Origin of the sequence: Anoxybacillus sp. ST4, assembly GCF_019448545.1 — a bacterium.
Taxonomy (GTDB): Bacteria; Bacillota; Bacilli; order Bacillales; family Anoxybacillaceae; genus Anoxybacillus; species Anoxybacillus pushchinoensis.
Genome location: NZ_JAHZOE010000006.1, coordinates 78566 through 97765, shown reverse-complemented (window position 1 = coordinate 97765; position 19200 = coordinate 78566). Strand labels below are relative to the sequence as shown.

The following is a 19200-nucleotide window of genomic DNA, read 5'->3' as shown; positions in this document are numbered from 1 at the left end:
CCGACTCCTTTATTGCTCCGTTAATGAAGGAAACGGATTGCGCTTTTCGCTCGGCTGCGGCAAATCAAGCGGTGGCAATTGCTCAATCCATTGGCGCAACTCTGGTGCATAAAACGTTGAAACAGTAAGGGAATAAGACAGTTCCGGCACTTCATCCATCACCGTCGTCCATTCTTCATATCCTGTAAACGACAGCGAATCGACTGAAACGATGCGCTTCGATCGCTCCAACACATCAATAAATTGTTCGAGCGCAAAATAGGAAGGAGAACGAACAGATACATTGACCGTTAACTTTTGAATCGGAGTGGGAGGTCCTTCAACGTTTTCTCCTTCTTGAAATGTGAGCGACAATACCGTACTATTTGATACGATTTCCGCTTTTTCAATGTCTAATAAAAATTGCTCGACAAACGGTTGAACAGGGACGCGTTTTTGTAACTCGACAAGACTAACACGCAAATCGTCCGACGGTTGTTTGCTTTGCAACGTTTGCAGCAACTTTTTTTCCGTCTGTAATTCTGTTTTCAGCTGTTCTTTTCGGTCATCGAGCGGTTTGTACACATACATATAAAGCACAAATGATAGTAGCGTAAGCAACAAGAGAGAGGCCATCACGATAAATCCTTTTCTCATTCTCCCCCTCCTTGTTGCCGTTTTTTCCATTCCTCCATATTCAATTGAACAGTAAACTGTCCGATGTACCGCGGCATTGTTCCTTCTTCTTCCGCCTTTCCTTCTGATGCCGTTAAACTCGTCAGTTTTACGTCAGCGATAAACGAGGCATCTTTTAACGCTTGTAAATATGCAGCACTTTCACGCGTTGTATCAAATTGAGCAGTCAGTTGAATGGCACCATCTCGTGCATAAGAAACGTTCATTAAAAATCCGCGCTCTGGCAAACGTTCAATCAATTCATGTAAAAGCGAGACCGTATGAATGGGATATTGCTCCGCCCATTGAACTGCTTCTTGCAACTGGACTCCGACAGATGTGTTCGCAGCTGTTTTTTGCTTTTCTTCTTCTGCGATTCGCAACGCTTTCGTTTGATCGAGCTCCGTTTTCAATTGTGCAATTTGTTGTTCCATGCGCTGTACAATGACATAAAACGTTGTCGCGCCAACGATCAATAAAACAGCAACCACAATGGATAAAAGTGGGATAAGTCGGGATTTTTGTTCACGTTTCGGCAGTAAGTTAATTTCTACGAGCATATGCATTACCCTCTTTTAGTCCGAGTCCAATTGGTAAATAATAAGCAGGGTCAATCGAAAGCGGCAACGTCAACGTTTCAACAGCGACATCAAGACGCTCTTGTAACAAATGGGAAAACGTATGAACGAGCGGATGGTCGCCGGTAATGATGACGCGTGTAATTTGCGCTTTGCCTTGCTGCAACGAAAAGCGATAAAAGTTCATGACGCGCTCGAGTTCTTTATATATGTCTTCTAGCTGACGTTCAGGTTCACCTTCTTTTAACCACGTCCATCCTTCATTCGTCTTTTCCCAAGATGTCCATTGGGAATCAAAGGCAAGCTGTCGTGTAAACATCGGACGATGCTTGTGGAATACACTAACGTTCAACGATGATAAATCAAATTGAACAAATAAAAAATGATCGACATCGTTCGCTAAATGAAATGTGTAAAATAAGCGATATAAGCTAAGCGGAGAAATGTCTGCCACAATCGGTTTTAATTTGACTGCTTCAAATAGCTGTGCATATTGCATCACGTTCGCTTCCGGCGCGGCAAACAATAAAACATGAAGCGCCTCTTTCGTTTTTTCAAGCACGGCGTAGTCAAATACGGCATCTTCAAACGGAAGCGGGATCGTTGAACCAATTTCCATAAATAAATAACTACGTATATCTTCTACATCGATTTCTTTCGGTAACGGAACTTTCCGAATAACGATCAGTGGATCAGGAACGAGAAATCGCACGCGGCGACGTTTCATTTTCCACATATCGACACACTGCTCCATAATATGAGCGAGCTGTTCTTCATCGACAATTTTCCCGTCCCGCACAATTCCTTCTGGAAGCGGCCATTCCTCGCACGTATGCAAAACGAGCGGTTGCTGTTGTTTTAACTCTACATAGCGGATGACGTGATCTTTTATAACAATGTTACCCACTTTATTTTTCATCGAAAAAAGCCGCATTGTTCGTTCTCCTTACATCATAACCTTTACGTACGCTTGGATGATCGTTTCCCCGAAAAAATAAGCCGTCAATGTCCCAACGACGATCGCTGGTCCAAACGGCATCGGTTCGCCGCGTTTCACGCGCCCGATCGCCATGCCAACTAATCCGAATATCGTCCCAACGAGCGTCGATAAAAAGAACGCTAAAATGGTAAGCTTTGCGCCAAGCGCCAAACCGATTAACGCAAACAATTTAATATCTCCACCGCCCATGCCACCTTTACTCACAACCGCTATCACAAACAATATCATAAATCCAACGACACTACCGAGTAAACTATCCCACCAAGGAGTAAGGGGAGCAAGCCATAAACGCTCAACAAGAAGGAGTGGAGTGAAAAACAATAAAACACGGTTTGGGATAACCATATAATGCACATCAGAAACAAAAATAATAACGAATAAAGAAATGAGCGTCCAACTAACGGCTACTTCCGCTGACCAACCGACAAAAAGCGGGGCAAGCGCAAACAATATCGCCGTGGACAGCTCAACGAATGGATAAACAAAGGAAATGCGCGCCGAACACGCGCGACACTTCCCTTTTTGCAACACATACGAAACGACTGGAATTAACTCTAACGCCGTCAACGTTCGCTTACAAGATGGACAATGCGAACGCGGCGAAACAATCGACTCCCCTCTCGGTACCCTTAGCCCGACAACGTTATAAAATGAGCCAAGAAGAAGACCGAGGAGGAAAGAAATAAAAAGCAACATATGTGATCACTCTTGATTGTACCTAAATCATAATTTATGGATTTGATGGCGTGGCTGGGTTATCAACTACCTGACTGCGTGCTAGACTTTCCTCAGCAACCGCACCTCCAGTAGAAGTTTGGACACCACGCTTATTATTAATTAGTTTAACACTATAAGATAACTTATTATTACTATTAGTTATCGTAACAAATGATCCTTCTTTATTATAAGTCCCATTATCAGGGTCTTTCACTGTCTCTAAGTACCCATCATCCTCAAGCTTTTTCAACGTAATGTTTTGGCTTTGTCCACTACTAGGTATTAAGCTCTTATCCGCTGTTACAGCAATTTTTGCCGCGTTAATCATTTGTTGTGCGTTTGCTACATGAGCGTCTTTTTTCGAATTGTCAATTAACCCCCCGATGCTCGGAATCGCGATCGCTGCAATAATGCCTAAAATAACGATAACCGCCAACAACTCAATTAATGTTAAACCTTTTTCATTACGAATCAATTTCTTTAACATAATTCCTCTCCTTTGCAATTTTTATAATCTCTCTCATCATTTTACAACATGAACAATCTAGTTGAAAAGTACTATTTTATTGTTGAATGTGATTAAATATATCAAACATCGGAACTAAAATCGATGTGACAATCGTCCCGACAACGCCGGCAAGCAAGACGATCATAAGCGGTTCAATAAGCGATTTTAAACGATCGGTAGCCGCTTCGACTTCCGCTTCGTAAAAGTCGGCAACTTTGGCAAGCATCGCATCAAGTGAACCCGTCTGTTCTCCGATTGCAATCATTTGTGTAACAAGTGGAGGAAACGCCCAATGTCGCTTCATCGGCTCGGTTAACGATTCTCCGCGTTCAAGCGCATCACGCGATGTGCGAATGACGCGGGCAATGACCTCATTTTCTACAACCTCCTCAACGATCGCAAGAGCCTGTAAAATAGGGACTGCGCTTGAAAAAAGAGAACTCAATGTGCGCGTCATTCGGGCGAGTACCGCTTTTTGCATCATCCCACCAAAAATCGGCATGCGAAGCATAAAAACATCTAAATAATATTTCGTTGCTTTTTGTCTTTTTAACACGATCAATAAAATATATAAAGCAATGAACAGCAAAATAACGCCCCACCAATACGTTTGCATCACTTCGCTTGCACGTAAAACAAACTTCGTAATGGCCGGCAATTCTGCACCAAAATCAGCAAACATCGAAACGAATGTCGGAACGACGCTCACGAGCAAAAAGATGACAACGATGACAGCAATGATTCCAACAACGATCGGATACGCTAGAGCGGAAACAATTTTTTGTCTTGTGCGATGCACTTTTTCAAAATGATCGGCTAATCGCTCGAGCGTTTCATCTATACTCCCACTCGCCTCTCCAGCTCGAATCATATTAATGACGAGCGGAGGAAAAATGTTTGAATCGTTCGTCATCGCTACAGATAACGGTTGACCGCTTCTTAATTGCTCTTCAATGCGCACGAGCGCTTTTTTTAACGCTTTACTTTCCGTTTGCTCCGCCAAAATGCGCGTAGCGTCAACGATCGTCACCCCTGCTTTTAACAGCGTGGCAAATTGGCGTAAATAAATGACGAAATGCTGCAGCTTCACAGGATTTCCAAACGTAATTTCTTTTGTTAATAACGTCTGCGGCACTTCTTGTACGTCAATGACTTTTAACCGTTGCTCACGCAGCTTTATGATGACATCTCGACGCGACGAAGCAACGATCGTTCCTTTTTTCACTCGCCCATGCACATCGCGTGCTTCATAGCGAAATTGTGCCATCTATCTCATCCTTCCTGCAAATACGGCTCCACCGATTCTTTTGCGATGAACCCTTGCTGCACAAGCTCTTTAATGCTCGCCTCAAGCGTATGCATGCCGAGCGCGCGGCTCGTTTGCATAACGGTCGGAATTTGATGAATTTTTCCGTTGCGAATTAAATTCGCAATTGCTGCATTGTTAATTAATATTTCTGTTGCTGCGATGCGCCCATTTTTTTGAGCGCGTGGAAATAATCGTTGCGAAATAATTGCAACTAAAACGGTTGCCAATTGAATGCGAATTTGCGTTTGTTGTTCAGGTTGAAACACATCAATGATGCGATCAATTGTCGCTGGTGCGCTGGACGTATGCAGCGTCCCGAATACGAGATGCCCTGTTTCTGCGGCGGTAATAGCCGTTTGAATCGTTTCTAAATCGCGCATTTCTCCAACTAAAATGACATCTGGGTCTTGTCGAAGCGCTGCCCGAAGTCCGTTTGCGAAGTTGTTTGTATCCGTCCCGACTTCACGCTGGTCAATAATGCATCCTCCATGCTTATGCACGTATTCAATTGGATCTTCGAGCGTAATAATATGTTTGCGCATCGTTTTATTCATATAATCAATCATTGCGGCTAACGTCGTCGATTTTCCGCTTCCTGTCGGCCCGGTAACGAGAATAAGACCTTGTGGTTTTGTCACTAACTTTTTCAATACATCTGGCAATTGCAATTCTTCAAGCGTCGGAATTTTTGTCGGTATGGTACGAATGGCGAGCGATATGCATCCACGCTGTTTAAACACATTCACACGAAACCGCGAAACACCTGATAAGCTATATGACAAATCTAACTCGCCGTCTTTTTCAAAACGCGGCCACATATGCTCCGAAACAATCGCTTTTGCCATTTGTTCCGTATCGGTCGGCGATAACAACTCTTGACCGTATCGTTTTAAATCTCCGTTCACGCGAAAAATCGGGGGAACGCCGACCGTCAAATGAATATCTGATGCTTTTAGCTCAAATGCGGCACGTAACATCGCATCTACTTTTTGTTTCATCTTCATCACCTTATCCAATGCTTACACGCAACACTTCTTCTGTTGTCGTGAGCCCTTGTTTCACTTTTAATAGTCCGTCATCAATTAAAAAAATCATTTTATTTTTTATGGCGATTTCACGCAGCTTTGAAAGTGATTCGCCATTTAAAATAACTTTTCTCATTTCATCAGACATGACCATTAATTCATGTAGCGCAATACGTCCTTTATACCCTGTCATATTGCACGTTGGACAACCCCGTCCCCGCATCACTTTTTCAATTTTCAAACCACGACGCGCAAAAATTTCGATTTCTCGCTTCGTCGGTTCGTGCTCTTCTTGACAATCGCGACAAACGCGGCGCACGAGACGTTGAGAAACAACCCCTGAAAGCGATGTGGCAACTAAAAACGGCTCGACTCCCATGTCGATAAGACGTGCAACTGTGCTTAAAGCATCATTCGTATGCAATGTGCTTAACACTAAATGTCCTGTTAACGACGCGCGAATAGCTATTTCTGCTGTTTCGCGATCACGAATTTCTCCAACCATAATAATGTTCGGATCTTGACGCAAAATCGAGCGCAACCCTTCAGCAAATGTCATCCCGACATTTGGATTGACTTGAATTTGGTTCACTCCTTCGAGTTGATATTCGACAGGGTCTTCAATTGTAATAATGTTCACATGTTCGCCGTTTAATCGGTTCAATGCCGCATAAAGCGTCGACGATTTTCCAGAACCGGTCGGTCCCGTGATTAACACGATGCCTGTTGGTTGTTCGATCAGTTGAATAAACCGTTGTAAATTCAATTTATTAAATCCAAGTTTGTTTAAGTCGTTTAACGCCGCTCCTAAGTCAAGCACGCGCATAACGATTTTTTCACCATAAATCGTTGGCAACGTTGATACGCGCAAATCGACCGGGTGAAAATCGATATTCATTTTAATACGTCCATCTTGTGGAACACGATGCTCTGTTATATCCATATTCGCTAAAATTTTAATACGCGCCGTTAACATTCCTTGCATATGCTTAGGCAACGCTCGTTCTGTACGCAAAATACCGTCGATGCGATAACGAATGACGACTTTTGTTTCCTGGGGATCAATATGAATATCGCTCGCCCGCTGCTCCACTGCCATTTGTAAAATTTGATTGACAAGTCGAACAATCGGCGAGTCATCTTCAACAAGTTTTTCTTGTTCGCGCACCTCTTGCGCAGGAGCAATGTTTAAAAATTCTTCCACCGAATCATCAATGTCGTAATATTTATTAATTGCCCGTAAAATATCATCTTTTGATGCAATAGCCACTTCAATATGAAAGCCCGTCGATAGACGCAAATCATCAATCGCAAAAAAATCCATTGGATCTGCCATCGCAACAAATAGCCGATCCCCTTCTTGCTTTAAAGGAATAAGCATGTTTCGTTTCGCAAATTCTTTCGGTACGAGATTCGTTAATTTCGGATCAATTGGGTAACGATATAAGCTGACGTGTGGAATGCCAAGTTGAAACTCTAACACTTCAATTAACTGTTGTTCCGTAATGTATCCTCGCTGCAACAACGCATCCCCTAATTTCTGACCAGGTGCTTTTTCTTTTAACGTTTCTTCGAGTTGTTCTTTCGTAATTAATCCTGCTTCAATAAGCAAATCGCCTAATCGTTTTCGCTCTTGCTTTTTCATGAGGTCTCATCCTCATTTCCTTTTATTTGCTCGTTTTCATTTCCCCATATATCATCTTGTTGTGGTAACTGTGTTGAAGGTGATTCATTTGGAGTTGGTGTCTCACTTGGTGTCTCACTTGGTGTCTCACTTGTTCCGTTATTTACTCCCGCTTGCAACCCACGCAATTCGACGCGATGGATAGGTGGGTAAAAATCTTCCGAAACGGGTACCGTCTCAATTAGTGTTTGGTTTCGATCGTACACTTCTTTATACAGACGAATGAGCATTCCTTTTTTTCCTTCTTCCTTGATCCGCTTTTCGTTCGGCTTCAGCCATGCGCTATATTGCACAATCGTTTTTGGATCGTAATATTCAATTGGATCCGTCTTTAATACATATTGATATATAAACGGTATTCCGGTAAGAGAAAGTTTCATTTGACTGCCTTCCGTTCTCATTTCAACCGTGTACGACTGATCGTTTGGATTAAAAAACATAAAGTCTTTTTTATTTTGTTCAACAGCTGCTTCAAACCCTGCCTTAATCCCATTTGGCAATGTAGGGCTCGTATGCCGTTCAACAATTTCAAAATTTGTCGGTACAACCGCCTCATACAATCCAGATGCAAATAACGTCAGCGCTTCTTTTGATAAGTTTATTCCTTGCTTTTTGAAAAAGTCCAAAACAGAAAACACTTGTTTTGGCTCAATGACAACGGTTGTTTGCGTTATCGCATGAAGTTCTTGATGGAACGGGATAGTTGCTTGCGATAATATCGTTTCCTTTTGCATCTCTTCTCGAACGTATTGACTAAGAGATAGTTGAGCAGATGTAAGCGAAGCTGCAGCTTGTTCCACTTGTACTTTTACTTTTTCAACATCGATCCAATCACTTAATGCACTAAGCGAAGAAATCACATCTTGCAAAGCTTGTCCGTCAATGGAAACGAGGAGAGGGGCAGTTTTTCCGCTCTCCGCTTGTTTCATGCTCTCCTCAATATGAAATGTAAAATGATTCGTTTGTACCGTTACTTCTTTTCCTTCTAGCATGAGCGTAATCGTTGCTGTTTTTTTCCATTCATTAACTTTTTGATCGATTTGTTCATACGCTTCTTCGTATGAACGATTCGATATATCGACTGGTCCGATCATCGTTCCTTCAGCAAATGTATCGCCACTAACGAACGACTCGTACGCCCATGTCGCCACTTTCGTACTTGCAAGTAAATATGAAACGGTAAGAAGCAACGTAAAAAACAACTTAAGCGAAGCGATTCGGCGCACGGCATACGCCCCCTTACTCGACATTCATCGACAGTTCAATAACAACGTCTGGCCCCTCTTCTTGGGCACGAATAATATGTTCTTTCGTTAAAATTGTATCTTTCGGGATGAATACTTGACCGTTTGCATCCACAATATCTTTTAACACTCGTTTTCCTGTTAACATATCCATTTGTTTTTGACGCAACTCATCAAGTTCAGTTTCAACTGTTTTTGGAGCAAATTGTTCAACAAGGGGCTCTACTTGCGTCCCCTTTAGTGACAACAATTCATTCACATCCGAAGCAACTGTTTGTTGTGCATTTTCATGAACGATTAATAGCTCTTTTCCATACGTAATGACGTGATCAGCACGAACGATGCGAGACTCATTTCCAATTTGCACTTCAATCCCAGTAATTTGTCCGGTTTCTTCGTCAATGTAAAACTCCGTTGCTTCCCCAAGCAATTGTCCTTTTCTCGTCATTACTTTCGCTTGTTTAATCGCAATTTTTTTATTGACAAGCTCATTTGCAATCGGAATGACGTTTAAATCGAGCACAGCTCGTTCTTCTTCAACCGTTACTGCAAATTCACCAATTCCGATGACGTTTCGAAACGGAATCGCTTTCATACTAATTTCCCAATTTTCTTGATCAACAATTAAAAAATCGACTGTTCCTTTTTCTGGGTTCACGACAAGCGACTTCACTTGTCCAAGTTGAACTCCGTTTTGGATGCTAATGACTGGAAGACCAATAACTTGTGTGCTACTTTTCATTTTTCCCACCTCATTTTTTGTTCAGCGTAATGTATCATATGTGTTAATTGTTGTTGAATCATTGGATAAGACCCATATTGAGCATACAATTGTTTTGCAAGAAGATGTAGCTTTTCATATTGTTTTGAAGCTACATAATGCTCCATTAATACATTTGCAAATGTATAATAATCTTGTTCATGTAAACGAGGATGCAAATGTTTATGAATAAGCTGTTCATATTCCGCATCTGACAACGCGGGACGCATCGCGTATAAAGAAGCGAGTAAATTTTTCAGCAACGGTTTTGGAAGTATACGTAAAGGTTCATTTATGTTTTCTCCCGCTGTTGTTTCCATCTCATCATATGCGCTCTGAAACGGTTGTTCTTCATAAACAGCCGCTTCTTCAATCATCAGAATGTTTGTCCCTTCGTCTTGCTCGTGTAAAGCATGATCGATGCTCGGAATGATATCCATTTCTTGCTCGCTCACTGCATGTACGACAAGACTTTGTAACATCGTTTCGCTTTCATGTCGTTCGTTAGCCATTTGTTCGATCGGTTGTTCTACGATAGCGAGCGTTTCTATATCAAGACCTTCTTGTATTTCGCTCTCAAATGCTTCATCGCGTGACGTTTCGTTACTTGTTTCGCTGAGCAAATCATCCCACCGTTCTTGCATGATAAACGCTTCATCTACATCTATGTCATCGTTGTGTAACGGTTCAACGACATCATCCATATCCGCGATTGGTTCAATCGTATCATCATATTCATCTTTTAGCGGCTCAATCGAAACGAGTTGCTCGACTTCCTGCCACTCCCCTTCGCTCCATTCAGCATCTATGTCATCTACTTGCTGCAACTCATTTTTCGGATTTTCTTCCACCACTTCTTTCCTAACAAGCGGCTGTTCATCCTTTCGCTCATCTTCTTCGTCATCTTCGACAATCAAATCGTGCTCATAAATGCGTGCATAAAATAAATGACCGAGCTTTTGTTCAAGTAAATATGTACTTGCGATCACTAAAAGAAAAAGAAATAATGTAGCTTGCCAAAGTGGAAATTGTTCGATCGCAATGATGCCAAAGGCGCTTAATAAACAAGCGACCGTTAATACGAGAGCAATCCCTTTTTTTGTCCACCCAAAAGGCAGCCGAATATAGATGGGGATTAATATGAGAAAAAAGATCACAAAAAATAAATACGCCAAGTCGCTCCCCCCATTCAAAATGATACAACACCTAACTCTAACATATTGTATAATAAAGTTATGTATTTTAAAAGAAGGAGAAGGAAAATGTGTCAAAAGAAAATGAATATTTTTGAACGTGGGTTTACTTTAATTGAAGTGCTCCTATCGATCGTCATTTTGTCGTTTGTTGCGAGTAGCATGTTTATGTTTTTCACAAATGCGATGACATATACGGCATATAATCAATCAAAAACAGTTGCTATAAATATCGCACGCGGTGTGATTCATTATATGGAAAGACTTGATTTTCAAACAATATCCGAATATACAACCGATCATATTACACAGCAAACACCTTTTGTTCGTTTTGATGCTTCATCTTGTTCAAATTCGTCTTTATTCCCTAACGAAAATGTATGTAAAGCTGTTTTTTCACCGACGATTAACAATGTCGCATACGATGAAGAAGACGTACAAGCTTGGCTCATTCCATACGATCAAGCGATATGGTCGCAAATAAAAACAAGCCCACCAACTGAATTTCCTGACCCTTTAAAACAAGTGATTGAACAAGAAAAAGAAATGGCTGAAGACGTAGGAAATTATTTACTTCGTTTATATGTCACCGTCCGTTCAAACAACGAAGTAGTCGTATTAAAAGGAGTGATCGCCAATGAACGTATTCGCTAATGAACGAGGATTGACGCTTATCGAGCTGCTTGTTGGGCTAGCGATCACATCTATTATTGCCGCTTCTGCATACGGCGTGTTTACAGCAGGAACGAAGGCGTATAAACGCATCGGCATTGAAAATCAACTGCGAAGCGAAGCGGACATATTAATGACTACAATTTTTAACGAGCTCTATACGCTGGCGCCAGACGGTTTAAAAAAAGATGAGTCAAATAACTACACACTTACATTTGTGAATCAAGTAAAAAAAGAAATTGATACAAATACAGGGCTCGTGGAAGAAAAGGAAAAAGGAAATGAGACGCTACAAATCATGATCGACGCGTCAACCGGAACGTTACAAATGAACGGCAAACAAATCACGACATCTAACTTACGAATTATTCCTGAACAATCTACATTCACCTATACGTGCATTCGAGAACAACAAAACGTATGTAAAAGCGGCATCATTTCGATTCGTTTATCTGTTCAAGACGACGATCATCGAAATCCGGATGATCCATTATATATTGAACCGTTTACGTTACAATCGGAATTCGGTTTTTAAAGGGGGGAGATTGAGTTGAATGAAAAAGGATACAGTCTTGTACTCGTGATGCTAACCGTCACCGTCTTTTTTATTATCGGGCTCACGATTTTATCCGTTAGCATATATCAAGCAAAATTTACACAAGTGCGTATAGAAGATGTCACATCGCTTCACGATGCCGTCAAAAACGTAGAAGAAACGGTCGCTGAACTAAAAGTAAAAGTCGAACAGTTAACGTTATCGACCCCTGCGCAGCTTGATCTTGATTTAGGCAATGCACAAGCAGGTTTTTTGAACGAGCTTATGAACCGCCATGGCGTCATGATCGAAGATATAACGGATGCGAAAGGGATTATGCGCAATCGATTATTTACTCGCGTCTTTCGCATATCTGCCCCTTACGGAAAAAAAGTAGTTACACGCGAAGTGATTATTACGAATGCACCGAGCTTTTTAAAATACGCCCTTGGGTCGCGTGAAAATGTTACGTTAAATGGCGGGGCATATATTCATGGCAATATATATGCAGGGAAAAATATATACATCACAAACGTCGCTAACTATATTTACAACTCAACGCTTTATTCTGTGCAAACATCATTCCCGACGACAAGCGAAAAAAGTATATTGTTCGTTGAAGGAGATCGCTATGCATGCGATCACGGAAACGGAGCAAAAAGTTGTTACACGATATCAAACGAATTTACAAAAAACATGAACGATTTTTCATCTAGCTCCCTGTCGTTTCAATATCAAGGACCGAGCATTCAAAAAGAACAAGAGGAGTTTATTGATGTGAACTTTGATTTCACATTAAAAGATAAACTGCTTTCAGCAGCTGGTATTGATGCATTTGATCAAAGTAAACAAACGCAGTATCAAAATCTCATTTCTTTACCATTATCAGAGCTTATAGAACAAGTAAAATCATCGTTTGTGACTGTTGTCGTTAATGACCTTGTCGATTTATCAACCGCATTAGAAGGGGCAATTGCAAGCGGAAAATCTATTTTTCTTGATACGAGTACGATTCCTTATTTTGATATTTCTTCATTGACTTTAAATGATAACCAATGGTTAATTGTAAACGGCGACTTGACGTTAGAAAACGCAGGAAGTTCTCCTTTACAAATTTCAGGAAACATCATTGTCCTTGGCAACTTAACGATTACAGGGCAAGTGGCGTTCGATTCTACTGTCTACGTCAACGGAAATACATCGATTTACAATACGACGATTAGCGGCTTAAACGGAAAAGAAGTCGTGTTATTAACAAAAGGGGAGCTCGAAATCGCTCGTGTGAACGAATTTACGAACAATTTTTCACTCACTACACCAAATTTAAAAGGATTTTTCTACACAGATAGCAACGCTGTGATTTATGCTGTTGGTTCGTATATAAACATTGAAGGGGGGCTGTTTGCCCGTGGCAATTCCTCCATCATTCCTTATACGGATGACAACGGGCTCGTTATTAACGCATATCGCGGCGAAACGAGCGATAGTGGAACGAATCTTTCTTTTCAAGCGCCTATATCATCAGAAGAAGAACAAAAACAATTCGCTCGCTTTGTTGTCAAACATAATAAAGATGTATTTATTAACCGCGGTCTCGGCTTACCGCTTGTCAAACAGCTTGCTGTCATCGTCGATGAACTGCGAGTAAAGTAAGAAAAGGAGCTACTTCGCTCCTTTTCCTTTTAGCTGCTTGATTATGTTTTCATGTTTCCAATATTGCGCAAGAGAAAGAGCTGTATTTCCCGTCCCGTCTTTTATGTGTACATCCGCTCCGTAACGAAGTAAAAGCGTTACTAACTCATCATATCCGTATTCTGCTGCAACCATTAACGGGGTTTTTCCAATATTCGTTTTTGCGTTGACATTTGCCTTTTTCTCTAATAAATATGTTGCTACATCAATAAAATTTCGTTCCACTGCTTTATATAGCGGGGTTTCACCATCTTTATTTGCGATCTCCGTATTTGCTCCACGTTCATATAAAAAACGGACAACATCGACATTTCCAGCTTGCACAGCGAGCAACAACGGCGTTTCACCACGTATATTTACCGCATTGACGTCAACATCGTATTGACAAACAAGCCGAACAAGTTCGAGATTTCCGCTTCCTGCCGCAGTATGCAAAGGGGTATTCTTCTCTTGATCTTTCTCTCGCACCGTTTGTTCGTTCACCATTTGTTTCACAATTTCAATATTTTCTTCATCCCCTTGGGCAATAGAAGAAGCGAGTGCAAAATGAAGGGGAGGAAGCGGCATGACAGCCGACTTTCCTCCAGCTTTCAATAGTTGTACCGCAATTTCACGCTGACCGTTACGCATCGCCACATCAAGCGGTGTCTCATTGTTCATTTGAAAGTTAATATTTTTTTCTTGTTTCATATATTCGCGCACCGCTTCAACGTTTCCTTGCTCAATCGCTTGTATGAGTCGTTGTTGCTTTTCTTCTTTTGACAGGAAGCAGCCGCTTAACAAGCTGATGATGACAACGAGCATCATCACTTTTTTCATACGTGTTCACATCCTTTGTTAGTACAGCCAGCCGTTTTTATTTCCGCCTTTCGTTGGATCTGTCGCATGTTCGACGATACGAATGACCGTAGATGCCGTCCACACTTTTCCATTTTCGTCAACGAGCCGAACCGTTAGCGGTGTTTCACCGAGACGTTTCGCAGTTACTTCCCCATTTTGATCGACAACGGCATAGTAACTATTTTCGACAGTAAATGAACGGCTTACAATTTTTGTCGTCGCATTAGCTGGAATCGGTGCAATGTATGGCAATACATTGATCGTTTTTCCTTTTTGGACGAGTAACGTCGATGGAAGGGAAATACCTGTCAACGGCGAACCGACATGAACGATTGCTGTTCCGATCACACCGTTGTGCGCCTGCGCTGTCATTGTCACTTGCCCTGTACTTACTCCTGTGACGCGACCATTTTCATCGACAGAAGCGATATTTGGATTGGACGAGCGCCATTCAATTGTTTTATACGTCGCATTATTTGGCGCAACTGTTGCGGTGAGTGAAACGGTGTCACCGATATTCATATTCACGACCGCTGGCGACACGACAACAGCAGTTACAGGGATCGCTTCGATCGTAACAGTAACCGTTTTTTCAATGAGTTCATCGTTTCTGTTAAACGCCTGAACGGTTAACGTCGTTACTCCTTCTTTTAACCCAGTAATTGTTCCGTTTGCCCCGTTGATTTCAGCATATAAGTTATTTCCTAGTGAATAAGATACCGCTTTTTTCGCATCTGCTGGTGATACGGTTATTGGAATCGGAATCGTCTCACCGACATAAACAGTAAAGTTTTGAATTGTTATCGAATCGACTGGAATGCGTACAATGACCGTCATTGTCGCTGTTTTTATATTGCCGAACATATCTTTTACTTTTGCTGTCACTTGTGCTGTTCCTTCTTGTATTGCGGTAATGACGCCGTTTTGGTCAATCGAAATGACTTGCCCATTACTATTTTCGCTCCATTCTACTGATGCAATTGTCGCTTCTTGCGGCAAGACGTTTAACAATAAGCGGGCGTTTTTCGGTACACCGCGATTCACAAACATCGTACTTGGCAGCGTCACATCTGTCACTTTGTAGTCTGAAACAAACGAGACAGCGTTAAACGATAAATGGACAACTTGCGTATTTATATCTTTGTACGTCAGTTTAGCTTGTGAGAGAGAAAACGTTCCTTTCGCCGTCGGTTTCACTTGAATCGTAAACGTTTGCGGTTCGGCAATATACGTTGTTCCTGATTTAATAAACGAAATATCAGGCAACGTTCCTTGAATTGTATAACCTTCTGTCACCGTTCCTTGTTTTGTGAACCCGTTTGGCAATGAGACAACTTCAATGCCTGCTGGCAATTTTTCTTCAAACGCGACGTTCGTTACTTTTAACAACGTATTCGTCAATAACGATAATGGTTTTGGTGTGAGCGTATATTGCATCGTAATCGATTCATTGACAGGAGCTAGCGTTGTTGAAATCGTTCGGCTGACTTCAATGTTTGCCGATACTTTTTCAATCACGACTTGAAATTCTTTCGTTACTTTTGCTCCGCGTGCATCGGTTGCTTCAATTTTTATTTTTACCGTTCCGCCGTTTGGCATATTGTGCGGAATCGACTGAATGATCGTCGTGCCGTTCGGCACATTGTTTTGGGCATACACTTCTTGATCGTTCAACCATACTTTTGTAGAAAACGTTCGGTCGACTAAGTCTAAATCTTCTACTTTATACGATAGCTCAATTGGCTGATTGCTCGGAATTTTTTCGTTTTCTTTCGGTGTGATAACCGTCAGTTGCGGTGCATGGTTCGACCCGAAAAATGCACGGTACATCGTATTGACGAATAGTTTTTGTTCTTGTTCTGGAAACGCAGCCGTCGTTCCGACATGTCCTGTTCCAGAATATGTGACATTTCCTTTTGAATACGTATAATAGTGGTTCCAACTATCATATACATCACGCGGAGAACCTTGGATGTTGTACCATGGAATGACATCCTCATCTTCTAAATTGAGCGTGTAATATTGGTTGTGCGTTGTCGCAATAGCAATGCTATCACCTAATTCAAACGGATAATTTGTCATAAGCCCATGATTCACTTGTTTCGTATTCGTCGATGGATTTGGAGCACCGTTTCCTAAGTCCGTCTGCGGTTGAATTTGCCCAACAATCGGACCGAACTCATTCACCCATACATTGTTCGCCCCAAACATGACATCGTGTGTAAACATAACACTTTGCCCAGATTGGATAAAGCTTTTCACTGATTGAATAGCATTTTGGGTTAATGAAATCGGTGAGCCACACCCGTTATAACAATCAGCGAATCCAAAAATAATCATATCGTATTTCCCGTTAATCACTTCGTGTGAATAATTTGGCTCATATTGCTTGCTTTTTTGAAAGTCAGTTAACGTCGTCACATCGATTGCAATGCTATATTCATTCGCACGACTTAAAAAGCTCGGATTCATATTTTTCGTATTGAGCAACGAGCTCGCATCGTTTCCTTTACGTATTTGCAATATTTTGATCGTTGCTGGCACATCTTGAAATTTCACGAACCCTTTTTCATAATCTTTTAATGCGCTCGTTTCATCAACAATTTCTATTTTCCAGTAACGCGGGCCAGAATAACCTGCTGGGAACGTATATGAAATCGTTCCTGTCGCTCCTTGCGCTTGTTTGGATGCAACAATTTCTTCGCTCGTATATTTATCGTTAAAATCCGAATCAATGTACAAATTAACAGTCAACAGTTTATTTTGAAAGTGTGTATAATTGACAATTTCATATTGGAACGATATTGTATCACCTTTCTTATACGTTTGTGTGGAAGAAGGGATGCTCGTTAATACGAAATGAGGTCGTTTGTTTGCTGTCAAATAGTTTGTTATGTTTGTCTTTGTTGTAAAGAAAATAACGTTTGCTTTTGATTTCCATTCGTTTGATTGAGAGTAATTATACAAATTACTTCCTAAATATTTTTTCACGCTACTGTCGTGAAGAAAAACAGGCAATCCTTTGTCTATATAAAACTGTTTTATTTGTTTAGCTTTCAAATGTGTAATATCGTTTAAAACATTCGACGTATCGTGTGATGCGCTTCTATTACTACTACTTGTCATCCCAAGTTTCTTCGGATTATAATCCCCACTTGAAATAACGATCGCATCGTATTTTCCGTCTAGCTCATCGCGCAAAGCAACGAATCGCTTCATCGTCATCGTCGTCACATTTATATTCGACGTACTTCCTAATTCTTGTTTTAATGGTGATGAGGATAATTGATTAGCATGACTCACAATTTCAAGCACATTGTACGCAATACTGGTGTTAGCACGTACAGTCATTGCAGAAAAAAACAACGGAATGAGTAAAAGAACAGTTAAAAACACCGAAACAGCCCTTTTCACCTACCTCTCCCCCTTTCAAAACTCCTACTTTTTATCTATTATACCAACAATCTCTCGTTTAGTTATATTTATTTTTTATAAAATTTCGTACGTTTGAGATAAAATAAAGTGAACCTGTAATTAAAATGATGTCGTCTTTTTCCGCTTGTGTGCGCTTTTCTTTTAGCCATTGTTTCCAATCGTTCGTACATTGAACGTTTCGGTGTGTTGCTTGTTCAGCTAGTTGTTCGGCGGAAAGGGCGCGTGGAAAATCAAACGTTGTAAACGTCATCGTTTGCGCAATCGTTTCTAACTTTCGAATCATCGCAGCAACCGGTTTGTCGCCTAGCGCTGTAAAAAGGACATGTACACTCCGATGCGGATAATGAGCGTTCATTGTCGCCACAAGGCTATCGATTCCTTCTTCGTTATGCGCCCCATCAATAATAATAAGCGGACGATCGTTCATCTTTTCAAATCGTCCGAGCCACTCGGCTTTCCGAACGCCGTTATACATATGTTCTCGCTCAATCAAAAACGAATAATACGTGCGTAAATAATCAGCCGCCATTAGCGCAAGTGCAGCGTTTTTCACTTGATGCGCACCGAGCATCGTTGTTGTCACATTGTCATATGAAGCAAATGGTGTTTGCAGTGAAAAACGTTCTCCATCCGCAGTTGGCTCATGAGCAAAAACGGTAAAATCGCGACCGAGAGCATATACTTTCGAACGTACAGATGCTGCTTTTTCTTCTACGACGCGCAGCGCTTCAGGCTGATCGATCGCAGTTACAACAGGGATCCCTGCTTTTATAATTCCCGCTTTTTCAAACGCAATTTGTTCAAGCGTATTCCCTAATATATGTATATGATCGTAACCGACATTTGTAATCACCGATAAGAGCGGATAAATAATGTTTGTTGAATCTAGGCGGCCACCAAGTCCTACTTCAAAAATGACGACGTCTTGTACGTTCATTTTTCCAAAATAATAGAGCGCCATAGCCGTAATAACTTCAAATTCGGTCGGACCACCTAATTCCGTCTGTTCTAATTCTTCTGCCAAAGGTTGAATCACTTGAACAAGTTTCATTAAATCAACGTCACGAATCGGTTGGCCATTGATGCTAATCCGTTCATTAAATTGTTCCACATACGGCGATGTAAATGTTCCGACACGATAGCCTGCCTCTTGCAATATATGGCGTAAAAAACAAACGGTCGATCCTTTGCCATTCGTACCACCGACATGAACCGCCTTAATGCGACGTTCTGGATGTCCAAGCTTCTCCATCATCCATTCCATTCGTTTCAACCCCGGCTTCACCCCTAACGTTAAGCGACTATGAATCCAATCGACCGCTTCTTTATATGTGCGAACCATGAAAAATCCCTC

Annotated in this window: 17 protein-coding genes; 3 read left to right on the top strand and 14 right to left on the bottom strand. The window is 41.3% G+C overall.

What is annotated here, in order from left to right:
- Window positions 1-9: 9 nt before the first annotated feature.
- From pilO to K1I44_RS06520, 11 genes are all read right to left on the bottom strand, one after another.
- The gene (gene pilO / locus K1I44_RS06570; RefSeq protein ID WP_219985673.1) at window positions 10-636 is read right to left on the bottom strand and encodes a type 4a pilus biogenesis protein PilO; all 627 of its coding nucleotides are present in this window, start codon (window positions 634-636) and stop codon (window positions 10-12) included.
- Window positions 633-1214, bottom strand: coding sequence for a PilN domain-containing protein (locus K1I44_RS06565; protein ID WP_219985672.1), 582 nt, complete (start codon window positions 1212-1214; stop codon window positions 633-635). Before K1I44_RS06565 ends, pilO begins: the two co-directional genes overlap by 4 nt.
- Window positions 1198-2166 carry a type IV pilus biogenesis protein PilM gene (gene pilM, locus K1I44_RS06560; protein ID WP_219985671.1) on the bottom strand — a complete coding sequence of 323 codons (969 nt, stop codon included), beginning with the start codon at window positions 2164-2166 and terminating at the stop codon, window positions 1198-1200. The genes K1I44_RS06565 and pilM overlap by 17 nt, the downstream gene beginning before the upstream one ends.
- Window positions 2167-2178: 12 nt before the next feature.
- Entirely contained in the window at window positions 2179-2928 is a 750-nt protein-coding gene (locus tag K1I44_RS06555) for a prepilin peptidase (RefSeq protein ID WP_219985670.1), read from the bottom strand.
- Between the two features lie 34 nt (window positions 2929-2962).
- Window positions 2963-3436 carry a prepilin-type N-terminal cleavage/methylation domain-containing protein gene (locus tag K1I44_RS06550; RefSeq protein ID WP_219985669.1) on the bottom strand — a complete coding sequence of 158 codons (474 nt, stop codon included), beginning with the start codon at window positions 3434-3436 and terminating at the stop codon, window positions 2963-2965.
- A 76-nt stretch (window positions 3437-3512) separates the two neighbouring features.
- On the bottom strand, window positions 3513-4724 hold the full coding sequence (locus K1I44_RS06545) for a type II secretion system F family protein (RefSeq protein ID WP_219985668.1): 1212 nt from the start codon (window positions 4722-4724) through the stop codon (window positions 3513-3515).
- 5 nt (window positions 4725-4729) lie between these two features.
- Complete coding sequence (locus K1I44_RS06540) at window positions 4730-5764, bottom strand: type IV pilus twitching motility protein PilT (protein WP_219985667.1); 1035 nt, start codon at window positions 5762-5764, stop codon at window positions 4730-4732.
- A gap of 10 nt (window positions 5765-5774) precedes the next feature.
- Window positions 5775-7436, bottom strand: coding sequence for a GspE/PulE family protein (locus K1I44_RS06535; protein WP_219985666.1), 1662 nt, complete (start codon window positions 7434-7436; stop codon window positions 5775-5777).
- A complete protein-coding gene (locus K1I44_RS06530; RefSeq protein WP_219985665.1) occupies window positions 7433-8701 on the bottom strand; it encodes a VanW family protein in 1269 nt (422 codons plus the stop codon). The genes K1I44_RS06535 and K1I44_RS06530 overlap by 4 nt, the downstream gene beginning before the upstream one ends.
- Window positions 8702-8714: 13 nt before the next feature.
- On the bottom strand, window positions 8715-9461 hold the full coding sequence (locus K1I44_RS06525) for a PRC-barrel domain-containing protein (RefSeq protein WP_219985664.1): 747 nt from the start codon (window positions 9459-9461) through the stop codon (window positions 8715-8717).
- Window positions 9458-10654 carry a hypothetical protein gene (locus K1I44_RS06520; RefSeq protein WP_219985663.1) on the bottom strand — a complete coding sequence of 399 codons (1197 nt, stop codon included), beginning with the start codon at window positions 10652-10654 and terminating at the stop codon, window positions 9458-9460. The genes K1I44_RS06525 and K1I44_RS06520 overlap by 4 nt, the downstream gene beginning before the upstream one ends.
- 87 nt (window positions 10655-10741) lie before the next feature.
- On the opposite strand from K1I44_RS06520, the gene K1I44_RS06515 reads away from it, so the two are divergent.
- From K1I44_RS06515 to K1I44_RS06505, 3 genes are read left to right on the top strand one after another with little or no spacing between them, the layout of a single operon-like run.
- Entirely contained in the window at window positions 10742-11326 is a 585-nt protein-coding gene (locus K1I44_RS06515) for a type IV pilus modification PilV family protein (protein WP_219985662.1), read from the top strand.
- The gene (locus tag K1I44_RS06510; protein WP_219985661.1) at window positions 11310-11879 is read left to right on the top strand and encodes a PulJ/GspJ family protein; all 570 of its coding nucleotides are present in this window, start codon (window positions 11310-11312) and stop codon (window positions 11877-11879) included. The genes K1I44_RS06515 and K1I44_RS06510 overlap by 17 nt, the downstream gene beginning before the upstream one ends.
- A 15-nt stretch (window positions 11880-11894) precedes the next feature.
- The gene (locus tag K1I44_RS06505) at window positions 11895-13532 is read left to right on the top strand and encodes a hypothetical protein (RefSeq protein WP_219985660.1); all 1638 of its coding nucleotides are present in this window, start codon (window positions 11895-11897) and stop codon (window positions 13530-13532) included.
- 9 nt (window positions 13533-13541) lie between these two features.
- On the opposite strand, the gene K1I44_RS06500 is transcribed toward K1I44_RS06505, so the two are convergent.
- The 3 genes from K1I44_RS06500 to K1I44_RS06490 are packed head-to-tail and all read right to left on the bottom strand — an operon-like array spanning window position 13542 to window position 19188.
- Window positions 13542-14390, bottom strand: a complete 849-nt coding sequence (locus tag K1I44_RS06500; RefSeq protein ID WP_219985659.1) for an ankyrin repeat domain-containing protein — start codon at window positions 14388-14390, stop codon at window positions 13542-13544.
- An 18-nt stretch (window positions 14391-14408) separates the two neighbouring features.
- Entirely contained in the window at window positions 14409-17825 is a 3417-nt protein-coding gene (locus K1I44_RS06495) for an Ig-like domain-containing protein (protein ID WP_219985658.1), read from the bottom strand.
- 58 nt (window positions 17826-17883) lie between these two features.
- Entirely contained in the window at window positions 17884-19188 is a 1305-nt protein-coding gene (locus K1I44_RS06490) for a bifunctional folylpolyglutamate synthase/dihydrofolate synthase (protein WP_219985657.1), read from the bottom strand.
- Window positions 19189-19200: the final 12 nt, after the last annotated feature.